Here is a 14751-nt window from a genome sequence, read left to right as displayed (position 1 = left end):
GGGAGGCCGCCGGATCGACACGTCGCCGGAGATTTCTCCGGAAATCTTCTCGGACGCTGTCCGGTCCACCCTAGCCAGGTGCCGGGGGCGGAAGGGGGTGTGTCGGCCGGGCGTGGGGCGTTGTCCGGTTGTTCACCGCGGTGTCGCCTGCGACTCTTCTACGGCGTTTAGCGTGCGCGAACAGCCCTAGTCAGGAGTGATCGTGAAGCCTCTTGCCCTGTTCGTCAGCCACGACGGACGTTCGTCCCGGTCTCGGGTGACATGCGAATACAAGTGCGCCAACGCCTGTTTCCACGACGTCCCCAACACCTCCGCCAACGCCTACTTCGGCGACATCGTCGCGTCGCTGAACCGGCGCGGACTGCTCAAGGGCAGCGCCGCCGCCGTGCTCGCCGTGGGTGCTGCCAGTGCGCTGGCGGCGTGCGGCGACGAGGAACCCGTCGGCGACGGCGCGGGCGGCGAGACCATTCCGGGCACCGGCTTCACCGCGGTCGCGCCGAACACCGAGGACGCCGTCGTCGTCCCCGAGGGCTACGAGCAGGGTGTCGTCATCCGCTGGGGTGATCCGGTGCTGCCCGACGCCCCGGCCTTCGATTTCGACAGGCAGACCGCCGACGCGCAGAGCAAGCAGTTCGGCTACAACAACGACTTCGCCGCGCTGCTGCCGATCGAGGGCGAGGCGAACCGGTACCTGCTGGTGGTCAATCACGAGTACACCACCGGCCCGAATATGTTCCGCGGCTACAACCCCGACGCGCCCACCGACGAACAGATCGCCGTCGCACTGATGGCGCACGGCTTGAGCATCGTCGAGGTCGAGGGCGAATCCGGCTCCGGGGCGCTGAAGCCGGCCTTCGGCAAGTACAACCGCCGCATCACCGTGAAGAACGAATTCACCCTGGTGGGCCCGGCCGCGGGCAGCGATCTGGTGAAGACCTCCGCCGACCCGACCGGCACCAAGGTGCTCGGCACGGTCAACAACTGCGCGGGCGGCGTGACTCCTTGGGGCACCGTGCTTTCCGGCGAAGAGAACTTCAACGGCTATTTCGCCAACGCCGACAAGGTGACCGGCGAGCGCCCCGCCGCGGCGCTGAAGCGCTACGGCTTCACCGAGGGCGCCACCCTCAACAAGTGGGAGCGCGCCGACAAGCGTTTCGACCTGGCACAGGAACCCAACGAGGCCAATCGGTTCGGTTACGTGGTCGAGGTCGATCCGTGGGATCCGAACTCGGTGCCGGTCAAGCACACCGCGATGGGCAGGCTCAAGCACGAGGGCGCCACCATCCACGTCACCGCCGACGGCACCGTGGTCTCCTACACCGGCGACGACGAACGCTTCGACTACATGTACAAGTTCGTGTCCTCCCGCAAGATCCAGCCGGGCACCGGCGCCGCCAGCCGCCGCGCCAATATGACCATCCTGGACGCGGGCACCCTCTATGTCGCCCAGCTGACCGGCGACCACGCCGGGGCCATCGACGGCTCCGGCGCGGTGCCCTCCGCCGAGGGCTTCACCGGCAAGGGCCGGTGGATTCCGTTGCTCGAGACCGGCGCGGACGGCAAGGGCAAGTCCCTGGTCGAGGGCTTCACCGCCGAAGAGGTGGCGGTCTACACCAGGCTCGCGGCGGACAAGGTCGGCGCGACCAAGATGGACCGGCCGGAGGACTTCGAGGCCAACCCGGTGACCGGCAAGGTCTACGTCGCGCTGACCAACAACAGCAAGCGCGGCGAGGAGGGCAAGGCGGCCGCCGACGAGGCGAATCCGCGCAAGCTGAACAAGAACGGTCAGGTTCTCGAGATCGACGACGACCACACCGGCACCGAGTTCACCTGGTCGCTGCTGCTGGTCTGCGGTGACCCCGCCGCCGCCGACACCTACTTCGGCGGGTTCGACAAGAGCAAGGTCAGCCCGATCTCCTGCCCGGACAACCTGGCCTTCGACCCGTACGGCAATCTGTGGATCTCCACCGACGGCAACGCGCTGAAGTCCAACGACGGACTGTTCTCGGTCGTGCTGGACGGCCCGAACCGCGGTGAGACCAAGCAGTTCCTCACCGTGCCGAAGGCCGCGGAGACCTGTGGCCCGATCGTCGGCGAGTCGCGGGTGATCGTCTGCGTGCAGCATCCGGGCGAGGACGACAACGCGAGCGCGGACAACCCGATCTCGCACTGGCCCGACGGCGGCAGCGCGCAGCCGCGGCCCGCGGTCGTGGCGGTGTGGCGCTCCGGCGGCGGCCGGATCGGCGTCTGATCGAGGGTCGGCTGTCGCGGGCGTTCAGCTGCTGCCGAACATCCCGCTCATGTTCGCGAATCGCGCGAAGTCGCCCTGCGCGCCGCTGTAGATGTTGAGGTCGGTCGGGCCCGCGATGCCGGGCACCGAGCCGCGGTCGGTGGTCTGCCAGAACGTCCAGGCAGGCCACCCGCCGGGCACTTCCGGCGCCGGGTTGTCCCGGTAGTCGGCGATCCACAGCGGATATCCGGTGAACTGGTTCGTGTCGGCCATCGCGGTGCGCCAGAACACCGGATAGGTGTAGATGATCGGCGTCCGGCCGGTCAGCGTGCGCACCGTATTCAGATAGCGGTGCGTCCAGTCGATCAGCGCGCCGGGGGACAGGCCGCCGGAATGCTCCAGATCGAGCACCGGCGGCAGGTCCAGCGGACCGTTCTGACCGAGCACTGTCGCCGCGTACAGCACTGCCTGCGGTTCCGGCGGTAGCTCCGGGCGGGCGTAGTGGTAAGTGCCGCGCGCCACGCCCGCGGCCCGCATGAGCAGGGAGTCCGCCACGAAGTAGGGGTTGATGTAGTCCAGGCCCTCGGTCGCCTTGACCATGGCGAACCGGTGGCCCGCGCGGCGGACGGCGAACCAGTCGATGAGCCTGCCGTCGATATGCTGCCAGGAGGAGACGTCGGGGCCGGTGGGGGCCGCCGTCGCGGGGGCGGGAACGGTTGCCGTGAGGATGCCCCCCAGGGCGAGCGCGGACAGGACCAGTGCGCGGGCCGATCTCCGGGAAGTGGAGTCCATGCCCGGGAATGATAGCTGTATATTAGCTATGTTTCCAGTGTTGTCAGTGTTGTCAGTGTTGTCAGTGTTTCCAGTGTTGTCAGTGCTGCCGGCGTCATCAGTGTTGCCCACGTTGCTGATCCTGCTGATGTTGCTGGTATGCCGTCAGCTGGGAACCGCGATAATCCATCAGCGCGGCCGTCCACCCGCTCGGACCGCCGGGCACCGGCCAGGCCATCGTCCGTTCGTGACCGTAGGCGAATCGGGCCATCCCCGCGTCCATCCGTTCGGTGGCCGCGCGTATCTCCTCTTCGTCGCGCAAGCCGGCCAGCAGTTTGCGCTGGTGGTCGACCGCGCCCAGGATCGCGTCGGTCTGTCTGGTCACGCTCCACCCGCGCGCCAGCACGATCGAGGCGGGTTCGCGCCCCTCGGCCAGCGCCGCGACCGCCCGGTCGTGACCGTCGAGGATCACCCACCCGTCGAAACCCGACACCTCCCACAGCAGTACCGGGGCGAGATCCCCGGCGCGGGCCCGTTCCCGCATCGCGGGCATCCAGGCGGCGTCCGGATCGGTGAGCGGGCGCAGCGGTATGACGGCGGTGCAACCGCGCCGCCAGTCGAGGTATCCGCCCGGCCAGTCGCGCAGCAGTTCGTCTTTCCAGGTGCCCGGTGCCAGTCGCTCCCGGTACTCCAGCAGCCAGCGGCCCGGATGCAGCGGAGAGTTGTCCGCGCGGGCGAGCAGGTCGGCGATCTCCGACAGCCACTGTCCGTGCGGCGCCGGGCCTGCCTGCGGCCTGGGCGCCAGCGAGGGAAGCGGCGATCGGAAACCGGTGCGGCGGAAGAGTTCCACGCCGGTGCGGGTCGCGTCGATGCGCCCGAGCAGGATCGCCAGACCCTGCTGGCGCAGCAGCATGCGATCGGTCCCGGCCACCTCCATGTGCAGCGGCGGGGGGCGTAGCGGACCGGTGGCGGAGAGCACGACAGCGTCGTCGAGATCTTGTCGCTTCATCGCCGAGTCAGCCGAGCCAGTCCAGCACGGAGGCAGCGGTCCAGGATTGCTGCATGCTGCCCAGCGGCTCGCCGGTGAACGGCTCGTAGTACTCGGCGAAGCTGCCGTCGGCGGCCTGGCGCAGTCCTTCGGCGCGCAGGGCGTGTGCCCGCTCGGCCCAGCCGCGGCGGGCGAACGCCCAGGAGAACAGCCAGCTCATCACCGGCCAGACCGGTCCGCGCCAGTACTCGCGGGACCGGAAGTCGCGCGAGACCGGCGAGGTGGACGGCGGCAGCGCGTAGCGCAGATCCGGGTGCCCGCAGAACCGCGGACCCTCGAACAGCCGCAGCAGCGCCCGCTCGGTCGCGCGCGGCAGTCCGCCGCACAGCAGCGGCGCGAACCCGGCCAGTGTCTCGGTGCTGATCGGGCGTTGCAGACGTACGTCGAAATCGTGGGCGACACCGGTGCGTGGGTCGGTGGTCGCGATGACGCCCGCCCGGAACCGCTCGGTCCAGGCGCGCAGGTCCCGCACGTCGGCATGCGGCTGCCGGTAGTCCTCGCCGATCTCGGCCAGCACCTCGCAGGCCAGCGCGAAGATCGCGGTCACGAACACGTCCTGCACCGCGAAGCTCATGGTGACGGCGAGCTGGTCGTCGTCGTAGCCGACCAAGCGCATCTGCTCGACCAGCCACAGGTAACGGTCGTATTCGCGGTCGGTGGGCCGTTGGGTGGGGTCGGCGACGACGAGCACATCGGCGCGCTCGTAGGGCGGCAGGTCCCCGGGGATCACATTCTCGTAGGCGCGGTCCCAGCGCGGGGAGTTGTCCATGCCCGATTCCCAGCCGTGATACAGCGTGATCCGGCCGACGCCCTCGCAGTCGCGTGCCTCGGCCAGCCAGCGGTGCCAGCGCACCAGATCCGGCCAGCGCCGGTTCAGGAACTCCTCGGCCACCGACCTGGTACTGCGCCCGTGCCGGCGGGAATGGTCCAGGACGCGCTGCACGGCGATGGCGTGCACCGGCGGCTGGGTGATGCCGGAGGTGTCCGGGCTCTCCGGGGCGTGCGCGGCCAGTTGCCTGCACTCCCAGCGCGCGGGGCCGGGGAAGTAGCCGTCCCTGCCGTCGGCGAAGACGATGTGCGGGATCATGCCGTTCTTCCACTGCGCCGAGAGCAGGGTGTCCAGCTCGACGACCGCGCGCTCGACGCTCAACGGGGCCAGACCGACCGTCACGAAGGCGGCGTCCCAGCTCCACATGTGTGGATACAGGCGCGGCGCGGCGGTGGTCATCGTGCCCAGGTCGTTGCCACGCAGCAGATAGGCGGCCCGTGCCGCGAGTTGCGTGGGGGTGAACCCTGGATGTGCCATTTCCCTATTCTGCGTTGCCGGGTGCTTACTCGCCCGCTCTGCGGGGTGTGTACGCCGTGCGGCGTGGGTTGTGCCTACCCTGGCCCCATGACCACCGCAGTCACGAGTTTGCCCAAGCCCACCGCGTTGATCACCGGGGCCGGCCGCGGTCTCGGCGCCGCCATCGCCCGCGAACTCGCGCCCACCCACGAGTTGCTGCTCGGCGCGCGCACCGCCGCATCGCTGGAGCCGATCCTCGCGGAACTGCCGGAAGCGAGCGCCTGGCCGGTGGAACTCACCGACTACGACGCCGTCGCGGCCGCGGTCGAGAGGATCGACCGGCTCGACGTGCTCGTGCACAACGCGGGGGTCGCCGACATCGGCACCATCGCGGAATCGTCGGTGGCGCAATGGCGCAGGACGCTGGAGGCCAATCTGATCGCGGTCGCCGAGCTGACCAGGCTGTTGCTGCCCGCGCTGCGCGCCGCGGAAGGCCATGTGGTGCTGATCAATTCAGGGGCGGGCCTGCGCGCGAGCGGCGGCTGGGGCTCCTACGCGGCGAGCAAGTTCGGGCTGCGCGCCTTCGGCGACGCCCTGCGTCTCGAGGAACCGACACTGCGGGTGACCTCGGTGCATCCGGGGCGCATCGACACCGACATGCAGCGCGAGATCGTCGCGCACGAGGGGCGCGAGTATCACCCCGAAGAGTTCCTGCGGCCGGAGACCGTCGCACGGGCGGTACGCCAAGCCGTGGAGACGCCGCGCGACGGTCATCCCACCGAAATCGTGTTGCGGCCCATCCCCGTTCGCTGAATCCCGACGGCGGCCCGCTTCCCGGCCGCCGCGTCCGACAGCGGGCGGCCGATGTCGCGGTCGGGTCGACCCGCTCCCTCGGCCCGGCGGCGGCCGGGCTCCCGGCTCCACCGGCGGGTGCCCGGCCGGTCACCTCGGATGGCGCGATCGGAGGTGCCTTCGATCGTCAGGCGACGATGTTGACCAGCCGCCCCGGCACCACGATCAGCTTGCGCGGGGTCTTGCCCGCCAGCAGCGCGGCCACCTTCTCGTCGGCCAGCGCCGCCGCCTCGATGGCGGCGTCGTCGGCGTCGGCGGGTACCTGGATACGGCTGCGGACCTTGCCGTTGACCTGGATCGGGTACTCGACCGACTCGTCCACCAGCCACGCCGGGTCGGCCACCGGGAACGGACCGTGCGCCAGGGAAGCCGTGTGGCCCAGTCGTTCCCACAGCTCCTCGGCGATGTGCGGCGCGAGCGGGGCGACCATGAGCACCAGCGCCTCGGCGGCCACGCGCGGCGTGCCGTCGGGGTAGAACTTGGTGAGGTGGTTGGTCAGCTCGATCAGCTTGGCGCCCGCGGTGTTGTCGCGCAGCGCGGCGAAATCCTCGTCGACGCCCGCGATGGTCCGGTGCAGCAGTCGCATCGTCTCGTCGGAGGGGGCGTCCTCCACGACGCGGGTCGCGCCGGTCTCCTCGTCCACCACCAGCCGCCATACGCGCTGCAGGAAGCGGTGCGCGCCGACGACGTCCTTGGTCGACCAGGGCCGCGAGGTGTCCAGCGGACCCATCGACATCTCGTAGAAGCGGAAGGTGTCCGCGCCGAACTGATCGCACACCTCGTCCGGGGAGATGGCGTTCTTCAGCGACTTGCCGATCTTGCCGTACTCCTGGAACACCTCGATCTCGGTGCCCGACGGGTCGTTCCAGAAGAACCCGCCGTCCCGCTCGACGACCTCGGCGGCGGGCACGTACGCGCCGCGGGAGTCGGTGTAGGCGAAAGCCTGGATGTAGCCCTGGTTGAACAGCCGCCGGTAGGGCTCGCTGCCGCTGACATGACCGAGGTCGTAGAGCACCTTCTGCCAGAAGCGCGCGTAGAGCAGATGCAGCACCGCGTGCTCGACACCGCCGACGTAGAGATCGACCCCGCCCGGATCGTCCGGGCCGTGCTCGGCGGTCCGGGGGCCGAGCCAGTACTGCTCGTTCTCCTTCGCGCAGAACACCTCGGTATTGGTCGGGTCGGTGTAGCGCAACTGGTACCAGGAGCTGCCCGCCCAGTTCGGCATGACATTGGTGTCACGCCGGTACGAGCGCGGGCCGTCGCCCAGATCGAGTTCGACGTTCACCCAGTCGGTGGCCTTGGCCAGCGGCGGGGAGGGCTCGGAGCTCGCGTCGTCCGGGTCGAAGGTGACCGGGGCGAAGTCGTCGATCTCCGGAAGCCGCACGGGCAGCATGGATTCCGGCAGCGCGTGCGGAGCGCCGTCGGCGTCGTAGACGATCGGGAACGGCTCGCCCCAATAGCGCTGGCGGGCGAACAGCCAGTCGCGCAGCTTGTACTGCACGGTCCCGGTGCCGTGGCCGTCGGCCTCCAGCCGCCCGATGACGGTCGCCTTGGCCTCTTCGACCGAAAGCCCGTCCAGGTAGCCGGAATTCACCAGCTCGCCGTCGCCGTTGTGGGCGGCCACGGTGATGTCGCCGCCGGAGATGACCTCCAGGATCGGCAGGCCGAAGGCGGTGGCGAACTCCCAGTCGCGCTGGTCGTGGCCGGGCACCGCCATGATCGCGCCGGTGCCGTAGCCGCTGAGCACGTAGTCGGCGATGAAAATCGGCACCTGCGCGCCGTTGACCGGGTTGATCGCGTGCGCGCCGAGGAAGACGCCGGTCTTGTCCTTGTTCTCCTGGCGTTCGAGATCGGTCTTGGCCGCGATCGACTTGCGGTACTCGGCCACCGCCTCGGCGGGGGTCGCCGCGCCGCCGGTCCAGCGAGGGTCCACCTCGGCGGGCCACTCGGCCGCGGCCAGCGCGTCGACCAGGTCGTGTTCGGGTGCCAGCACCACGTAGGTGGCGCCGAAGAGGGTGTCGGGGCGGGTGGTGAACACCTCGATCCGCCCGGCGGGGGAGTCGAACTTCACCTGCGCGCCGCGCGAACGCCCGATCCAGTTGCGCTGCATGGACTTGACGTTCTCCGGCCAGTCCAGCAGATCCAGGTCGTCGACGAGCCGGTCGGAGTAGGCGGTGATGCGCATCATCCACTGCCACAACCGCTTGCGGAACACCGGGAAGTTGCCGCGCTCGCTGCGGCCGTCGGCGGTGACCTCCTCGTTGGACAGCACCGTGCCCAGGCCGGGGCACCAGTTGACCACCGAGTCGGTCTGGTAGACGAGGCGGTAGGAATCGATGATCGCGGCCCGCTCGGCCGGGGTCAGGCTCGCCCAGTCCGCGCCGCCGGGGGCCGGGCGCGCGCCGGAAGCGAACTGGCGCTCCAACTCGGCGATGGGCCGCGCGCGGTCGGCTTCGAGGTCGTACCAGGCGTTGTAGATCTGCAGGAAGATCCACTGTGTCCAGCGGTAGTACTCCGGGTCCGTGGTCGCGAAGCTGCGGCGGCGATCGTGGCCGAGGCCGAGGCGATCCAGCTGGCGCTGCATGTTCGCGATATTGGCCTCGGTGGTGTCACGCGGGTGCGCGCCGGTCTGCACCGCGAACTGCTCGGCGGGCAGGCCGAAGGCGTCGTAGCCCAGCGCGTGCAGCACATTGCGTCCGCGCATGCGGTGGTAGCGGGCGAACACATCGGTGGCGATGTAGCCCAACGGGTGGCCGACGTGCAGGCCGACGCCGGAGGGGTAGGGGAACATGTCCTGCACGAACAGCTTGTCGGCGGGCGTGTCTCCGGCCAGCGGGCCGGTCGGGTTCGGCGCCTGGAACGTCCCGCGCTCCTGCCAGCGCTCTTGCCACCGGCGCTCCACGCGCCCGGCGAGCGCCGCGTTGTACCGATGCTCGGGTACATCGCTGTCGGTTGCACGAGTGTCCTGCACGATCCCGCCTTCTCTTGTGCGCCGTTTCCGGACAGAGGTCGGTTAACAGGGTAGAACGTGCTTCCCACCGGACCGGACGTCGGGCCGTCGCGCCCCTGCGCTAGCCTGCACTGGTGTTCGCCGTAGCCTTCCTCTTGTTCCTGCTGGCCCTCGTGGCTCTGGGGACCGGCATGCTCGGCTTCGTCGGCAGGCTGCCGCGCAACCGCTTCGTCGGAGTGCACACCGAAGCCGCCCTCAGTACCGAGCAGACCTTCCGCATCGCCAACCGTGTCGCCGCCCCCACCTCGGTGGCGGCGGGCGCTCTGCTGTTCGCCGGTGGGCTGATCGTGTTCGCGGCGGGCGAGCCCATCGCCCTGGTGGTCGCGCTGGTGGCCGCGGTGATCGCGGTGTTCACCCTCGGCGCGGGCGCGGACGCGGCCGGTCGTGCGATCGCGGGCCTGGTGCCCGCCGAGGACACCGGCTCCTGCGGTCAGTCGTGCGGAGCCTGCTCGCTGCGCGAAGTCTGCGGCCCCGCGCACTGACTCCACTCTCCCGTCGCCGACTCTTCTCCCGGCCCACGCACGGCGGTCGCCCGGCCGCGTCGGCGGGTGTCCCGTCGACGGGAAAACGGACCTCGCCCGCGACGGTCGATCGCTGTCCTCGACGGTAGTCACCGGGGGTGACGTTCTCGCCGAGGGATGCGGCAGGGTTCACCGGAGGTCGTCGGGCCTCGCGACGCTGTGGGAGAGCGGACTGCCCTTCGGGTGGAGATACAGCACGAACAGCGTCACCCGTTCGGCGCCGGTATTGCGCGCGACATGCCGGTTCGCGGGCCCGCTCGGTTCCCGGAAGATCCGGCCGCGCCCATACCGGACCGGTGCGCCGTCGGCATACGGGTGATCGAGTGTGCCGCGGGCGACCAGGACGAGCAGCGGCCCGTCGTGGTAGTGCCAGCCACTGCTGCCGCCCGGCTCGATGACGGTGTGACGCACGATGACCTCGCGTGAGCCGAGAGCGAAGCGCAGCAGTACCCGGCTGGCCGTTCCCGTGGCCGGCGCGGGATTCGCGCGCAGTGCGCGTTCGTAGCCAGGAAGCACCTACCCATGAAACCACCGGGCGGTCCTCGGCGGTCTCCGGTGCGATGACCGGGGTGTCGATGTCCGCACGTTCTGCTTCCCGCGCGGGTCTTGCGTGTATGTATACATCTACGTATAGTCGGTGCATGCCCAACAAGACGATCTATGTAGCCGACGACGATCTGCCGCTGTTCAAGCGCGCGCAGGAACTGGTCGGCGGCAACCTCTCCGGTGCGGTGGTCGCGGCCCTGCGTCGCTTCATCGATCTGGAGGAAGGGCGTCAGGAGGGGTACGACGAGGTGATCCTCGGGGTCGGGCACAACGGCGTGCGGCAGGTCCGCTTCGCGGGCACGCTGCTCGGCGAGTGGCGCGACATCGGGGACGAGCAGTTCGAGCTCTTCCGCGTCTACCGCAGCCGGAAGGGCAAGTACGTCATGCACGCCCAGATCTCGGCATGGGCCGACTATCCCACCGGAAAGACCAGCCTGACGGACTGGCGCACCTGGCGGCGGGCGTTCGGCGTGGGCGATCCCGACTGGGGTGAGTTCGCCATGGACATCGTCGATTCGGTGGAGGAGTTGAAGGGCAGGTTGCCGGACAAGTTCTACGAGCGGATCGCCGATCTCGCAGCGCATCCGAAGATCGAGGATCTCGACATCTGACCGGCGCGCGAACGCGTTCGCGCCCGATCGCACAGCCAGACCACAACACCGAGCCCCGCGGGGGCGGTGGCGCTGAAACATGCATTTATTCGAATCAATTAATGATTCTGGAGAGGAAACCTCATGGGCGACAACAGGTCCGTGCCCGCCATCTCGGCGCGCGGCCTCGGCAAGAGCTACGGCGACCACATCGTGCTCGACGGCATCGATCTCACCGTCGGACAGGGCGAGATCTTCGCGCTGCTCGGCCCCAACGGCGCGGGCAAGACCACCACCGTGCAGATCCTGACCACGTTGCTGCGCCCCGACGCGGGCGAGATCACGGTCTGCGGCCACGACATGACCACGGCCGCCGACCGGATTCGCGAAGTGATCGGCGTGACCGGCCAGTTCGCCGCCGTCGACGAGCTGCTCACCGGCCGGGAGAACCTGCGGCTCATGGCCGACCTGTGGCACATGCCGCGGGCGCGGTCCGCGCGATTGATCGACGACCTGCTCGCCCGCTTCGACCTGGTCGAGGCCGCCGACCGGGTCGCGAGCGGCTACTCCGGCGGTATGACCCGCAGACTCGACCTGGCGATGACCCTGGTCGGCGGCCCGCGGGTGCTCTTCCTCGACGAGCCGACCACCGGCCTGGACCCACGCAGCAGGCGAGCGGTGTGGCACACCATCGAGAACCTGGTCGCCGACACCGGCGTCACGGTCTTCCTCACCACCCAGTACCTCGAAGAAGCCGACCAGCTCGCCGACCGCATCGCCGTGCTCGACGGCGGGCGCATCGTCGCCGAGGGCACCGCGGCCGAACTCAAGCGTCTCGTCCCCGGCGGACACATCCGCCTGGAATTCACCGACCGGGCCGATCTGGACGCCGCGGCGGCCGGGCTGGCCGACGCCCGGATCGTCGACGACGGCGACCGGCCGAGCCTGGCCGTGCCCAGCGACGGTGGGGTGCGTTCGCTGCGCGCCGTGCTCGACCGCCTCGACGCCGTCGGTGTCGAGGCCGCCGCCCTGGCCGTGCAGACGCCGACCCTCGACGACGTCTTCCTCACCCTCACCGGCCGCCCCGCCACCGACGCGGCCGACGCCACCAGCAAGGAGATCGCCCGATGAGCACCGCCCTGCCCGCACCGGCCGCCCGGACCCGCACGATGACCGACTCGGCGCGGGAATCGTGGACCATGCTGCGCCGCAACCTGCTGCAGGCCTGGCGCTATCCCAGCATGATCGTCAGCATCATCGTGATGCCGGTGATCCTGCTGCTGGTCTTCGCCTTCGTCTTCGGCGGTGCGCTGGAGATGGCCTCCGGCGGCGAGTACATCGACTACCTCACCCCGGGCATGCTGCTGCTGATCCCGGCGTACCTGATGGCCTCGCTGGCGGTCCAGATCGCGACCGACACGACCAAAGGCATCGTCAACCGGTTCCGCACCATGCCCATCGCACCGTCGTCCATGCTGGCCGGCCACGTGGGCGGCACCCTGATCCTGGGCATCCTCGGCACCGGGGCCATGGCGCTGGTCGGGCTGCTGATCGGCTGGCGGCCGAACGCGAATCCGCTGGAATGGCTGGCGGCCTTCGGCCTGCTCGCGCTGTTCACGCTGGCACTGTCCTGGATCGCGGTCGGCATGGGCCTGATCTCTCCCAACCCCGAGAGTGCGAGCAATCTGCCGATGCCGTTCATCCTGCTGCCGTTCCTCGGTAGCGGTCTGGTCGCCACCGACACCATGCCGACCGGGCTGCGCCAGTTCGCCGAGTACCAGCCCTTCACCCCGCTCACCGAAACGATCCGTGGCCTGCTCATGGGCACCGAGATCGGTGGCTCGGCCGTCGCCGCCCTGGCCTGGTGCGCCGGGCTCGGCCTGATCGGATTCGTCTGGTCGGCGCGGGTGTTCACCCGGCAGGACCGGTAACCGCGATTCCCTCCCGGTGAGCGCGGAACTCACGAGCCCGGGCCGGTTCCGACCGGCCCGGGTCAGTTCCGTTCGACGTCGATCGGATGGGTCGCCAGCAGCGACAGCGGCAGCGGCTGGCGACGCAGGACGTCGGCCCACAGGTCCGGCCTGGCGGCGGAGATCGGGTCGTGCGGCAGCGCGGACAGCACGATCCAGTCGTCGTTGTCCAGCTCGCCTTCGAGCTGACCGAAGGTCCATCCCGAGTAGCCTGCGAACACCCGCACGCCTTCCACCAGCGGCGCGATCTGCTCGGGGTCGGCGGACAGATCGACCAGCACCACTCGCCCGTCGATGCGCCGCAGCCCGGGCACCCCGGCGGTGGACGCGCCGACCCGGAGGGTCCCCAGGCACAGGGCGGCGTCACGTTTGACCGGGCCGCCGACGTGCAGCGTAGCCGGGGCGGCGGCCAGATCCGCCCAGCGCGGCAGCACCTCGCGGACCGCGGTGTCGCTGGGCCGGTTGAGCACCACGCCCAGACTGCCCGAATCGTTGTGCTCCATGATGTAGACGACCGTGCGCCGGAAGGTGGGTTCGGTCAGGCTGGTATCCGCCAGCAGCAGTGAGCCGGCACGGACCGCCGGCTCGCCGTCGCGCGAGCCGCGCCGCCGCCGGTCGCCGTGCCCGTCCTGAGTCTTGCTCTCGTCCGGGTCGTCTCCGCGTGCCACCTCGTCATCATCGCAGTTTGTCCGGTGAAGTGCTCGTCCGTCCCGGTACCGATCTAGAGTCGGTGACATGGAGCAACCCGTGGTGAGTCTCGACAACGTCGACGCCGTGTACGACTATTACCGGGATCATCGTCAGCGTCGGCTCACCGCGCTGGCCGCGTACGCTCTGCTCGCCCGCCGCTTCCGTCCGCGCGTCTCCTACGCGGACGAGGCCAGGGAGCAGGTCCGCGAGTTGCTGCGTTCGCGGCGGCCCACGATCTTCGCCATCAACCACCTCTCCCGGCACGATCCCTACACCGTCGCCGCGATGACCTGGCGCAGCCCGCTGCGCTCCATCATCGGGAGGGTGCGGGTACTGGCGAAGGACGAGCTGTTCGTCGATCCGGACCAGCGGCGCAAGGTCGACATGATGGGCGGCATCCCCGTCTTCCGCGGCAAGGATCACGGCCTCAGAGCCGTGAACGCGGCCGGTCAGCAGATGATGAACATCTGCGCCGACCGCCTGGCCCGCGGCGACCATCTGGCGATCTTCCCGGAGGGCACCTGCAACGACGTCGACCCGGCCAAGGTGCAGGCCGTCGGCAGCGGCATCGGGCACATCGCCTTCCGCACCATGAAGCTGGACGTGCGTCCCGCGCTGGTCAGCATCGGCCTGAGCTACGGCCCACGGCCCGAGGACGCGATCGAACCCGATCGCGAGGAGGCGAAATCCGCCAGCTTCTATTTCGGCGTCCCGGTCCTGGAGCTGCCCGACAAGCCCGCCGACATCGCCCGGCTGGTGCGCGCCGACCTGCAGACCGCCCTCGACGGGGCGATCGCCCACTACTGAATCCGCTACTGGGGCAACCCCATCCGGCCCCGCGCCCACTGCGGCACCGAGGCGATGAACTGCGGGTTGATCTCCACGAAGTGACGCACCATCGAGCACATCGGCAGGATGCCGAAGCCCTCACCGCGGGTGCTGCGCAGCGCCGTGCCGATGAGTTCTGTGGCGTAGCCCTGCCGTTCGTACCGCGGATAGATCTCGGTGTGCACGAACGCGCGCTCGGAAGCGGTGTCCTGGTACTCGGCGTAGCCGGCGATGTCGCCGTCGACGTAGATCTCGAAACGTTCCAGTGCGGTGTTGATGCGGACCTCGGTCGACATGGTTCGACGCTACTCCGCCGGGGCCCGCCATGAGACATCGCAACGCTGTGCCGCGGCGATATGGATGTGCGCCACGGGGAAATGCCTGATGACTTGTCCTCTCGCGCCCACGCG

The 14751-nt window shown here is 69.6% G+C and carries 14 protein-coding genes; 7 read left to right on the top strand and 7 right to left on the bottom strand.

Annotated elements, in window-relative coordinates:
• Positions 1-196: 196 nt before the first annotated feature.
• Positions 197-2251 (top strand): PhoX family protein, encoded by a 2055-nt coding sequence (locus IU449_RS18975; protein ID WP_195003453.1) that lies wholly within the window; start codon positions 197-199, stop codon positions 2249-2251.
• A gap of 24 nt (positions 2252-2275) precedes the next feature.
• Here the strand turns inward: IU449_RS18975 and IU449_RS18970 are convergent, their stop codons facing one another.
• From IU449_RS18970 to ggh, 3 genes are all read right to left on the bottom strand, one after another.
• Positions 2276-3022 carry a glycoside hydrolase family 25 protein gene (locus IU449_RS18970; RefSeq protein WP_195003452.1) on the bottom strand — a complete coding sequence of 249 codons (747 nt, stop codon included), beginning with the start codon at positions 3020-3022 and terminating at the stop codon, positions 2276-2278.
• A gap of 97 nt (positions 3023-3119) precedes the next feature.
• Entirely contained in the window at positions 3120-4010 is an 891-nt protein-coding gene (locus IU449_RS18965) for a hypothetical protein (protein ID WP_195003451.1), read from the bottom strand.
• Between the two features lie 7 nt (positions 4011-4017).
• Complete coding sequence (gene ggh, locus IU449_RS18960) at positions 4018-5355, bottom strand: glucosylglycerate hydrolase (protein WP_195003450.1); 1338 nt, start codon at positions 5353-5355, stop codon at positions 4018-4020.
• Between the two features lie 87 nt (positions 5356-5442).
• Between ggh and IU449_RS18955 the strand changes: the two genes are divergently transcribed.
• On the top strand, positions 5443-6147 hold the full coding sequence (locus IU449_RS18955; RefSeq protein ID WP_195003449.1) for an SDR family oxidoreductase: 705 nt from the start codon (positions 5443-5445) through the stop codon (positions 6145-6147).
• 166 nt (positions 6148-6313) lie between these two features.
• Here IU449_RS18955 and leuS read toward each other — a convergent pair whose 3' ends face one another.
• Positions 6314-9157, bottom strand: coding sequence for a leucine--tRNA ligase (gene leuS, locus IU449_RS18950; RefSeq protein WP_195003448.1), 2844 nt, complete (start codon positions 9155-9157; stop codon positions 6314-6316).
• 113 nt (positions 9158-9270) lie between these two features.
• On the opposite strand from leuS, the gene IU449_RS18945 reads away from it, so the two are divergent.
• Positions 9271-9678, top strand: a complete 408-nt coding sequence (locus IU449_RS18945; protein ID WP_324188322.1) for an SdpI family protein — start codon at positions 9271-9273, stop codon at positions 9676-9678.
• Between the two features lie 168 nt (positions 9679-9846).
• Here IU449_RS18945 and IU449_RS18940 read toward each other — a convergent pair whose 3' ends face one another.
• The gene (locus IU449_RS18940; protein ID WP_195003447.1) at positions 9847-10233 is read right to left on the bottom strand and encodes a cupin domain-containing protein; all 387 of its coding nucleotides are present in this window, start codon (positions 10231-10233) and stop codon (positions 9847-9849) included.
• Between the two features lie 125 nt (positions 10234-10358).
• Here IU449_RS18940 and IU449_RS18935 point away from each other — a divergent pair, with 125 nt between their 5' ends.
• From IU449_RS18935 to IU449_RS18925, 3 genes are all read left to right on the top strand, one after another.
• Positions 10359-10874, top strand: coding sequence for an EXLDI protein (locus IU449_RS18935; RefSeq protein ID WP_195003446.1), 516 nt, complete (start codon positions 10359-10361; stop codon positions 10872-10874).
• Positions 10875-10997: 123 nt separating this feature from the next.
• Positions 10998-11984: an ATP-binding cassette domain-containing protein gene (locus tag IU449_RS18930; protein ID WP_195003445.1), complete on the top strand. Its 987-nt coding sequence runs from the start codon at positions 10998-11000 to the stop codon at positions 11982-11984.
• Entirely contained in the window at positions 11981-12784 is an 804-nt protein-coding gene (locus IU449_RS18925; protein ID WP_228805180.1) for an ABC transporter permease, read from the top strand. Before IU449_RS18930 ends, IU449_RS18925 begins: the two co-directional genes overlap by 4 nt.
• A gap of 62 nt (positions 12785-12846) precedes the next feature.
• Here IU449_RS18925 and IU449_RS18920 read toward each other — a convergent pair whose 3' ends face one another.
• A complete protein-coding gene (locus IU449_RS18920; protein ID WP_324188321.1) occupies positions 12847-13491 on the bottom strand; it encodes a YqgE/AlgH family protein in 645 nt (214 codons plus the stop codon).
• A 67-nt stretch (positions 13492-13558) separates the two neighbouring features.
• On the opposite strand from IU449_RS18920, the gene IU449_RS18915 reads away from it, so the two are divergent.
• Positions 13559-14320 (top strand): lysophospholipid acyltransferase family protein, encoded by a 762-nt coding sequence (locus IU449_RS18915; RefSeq protein WP_195003443.1) that lies wholly within the window; start codon positions 13559-13561, stop codon positions 14318-14320.
• A 5-nt stretch (positions 14321-14325) separates the two neighbouring features.
• Here the strand turns inward: IU449_RS18915 and IU449_RS18910 are convergent, their stop codons facing one another.
• Positions 14326-14637, bottom strand: a complete 312-nt coding sequence (locus IU449_RS18910) for a GNAT family N-acetyltransferase (RefSeq protein ID WP_195003442.1) — start codon at positions 14635-14637, stop codon at positions 14326-14328.
• Positions 14638-14751: the final 114 nt, after the last annotated feature.

The organism is Nocardia higoensis (assembly GCF_015477835.1).
GTDB lineage: Bacteria > Actinomycetota > Actinomycetes > Mycobacteriales > Mycobacteriaceae > Nocardia > Nocardia higoensis_A.
This window is presented reverse-complemented; position numbering and strand designations above follow the sequence as displayed.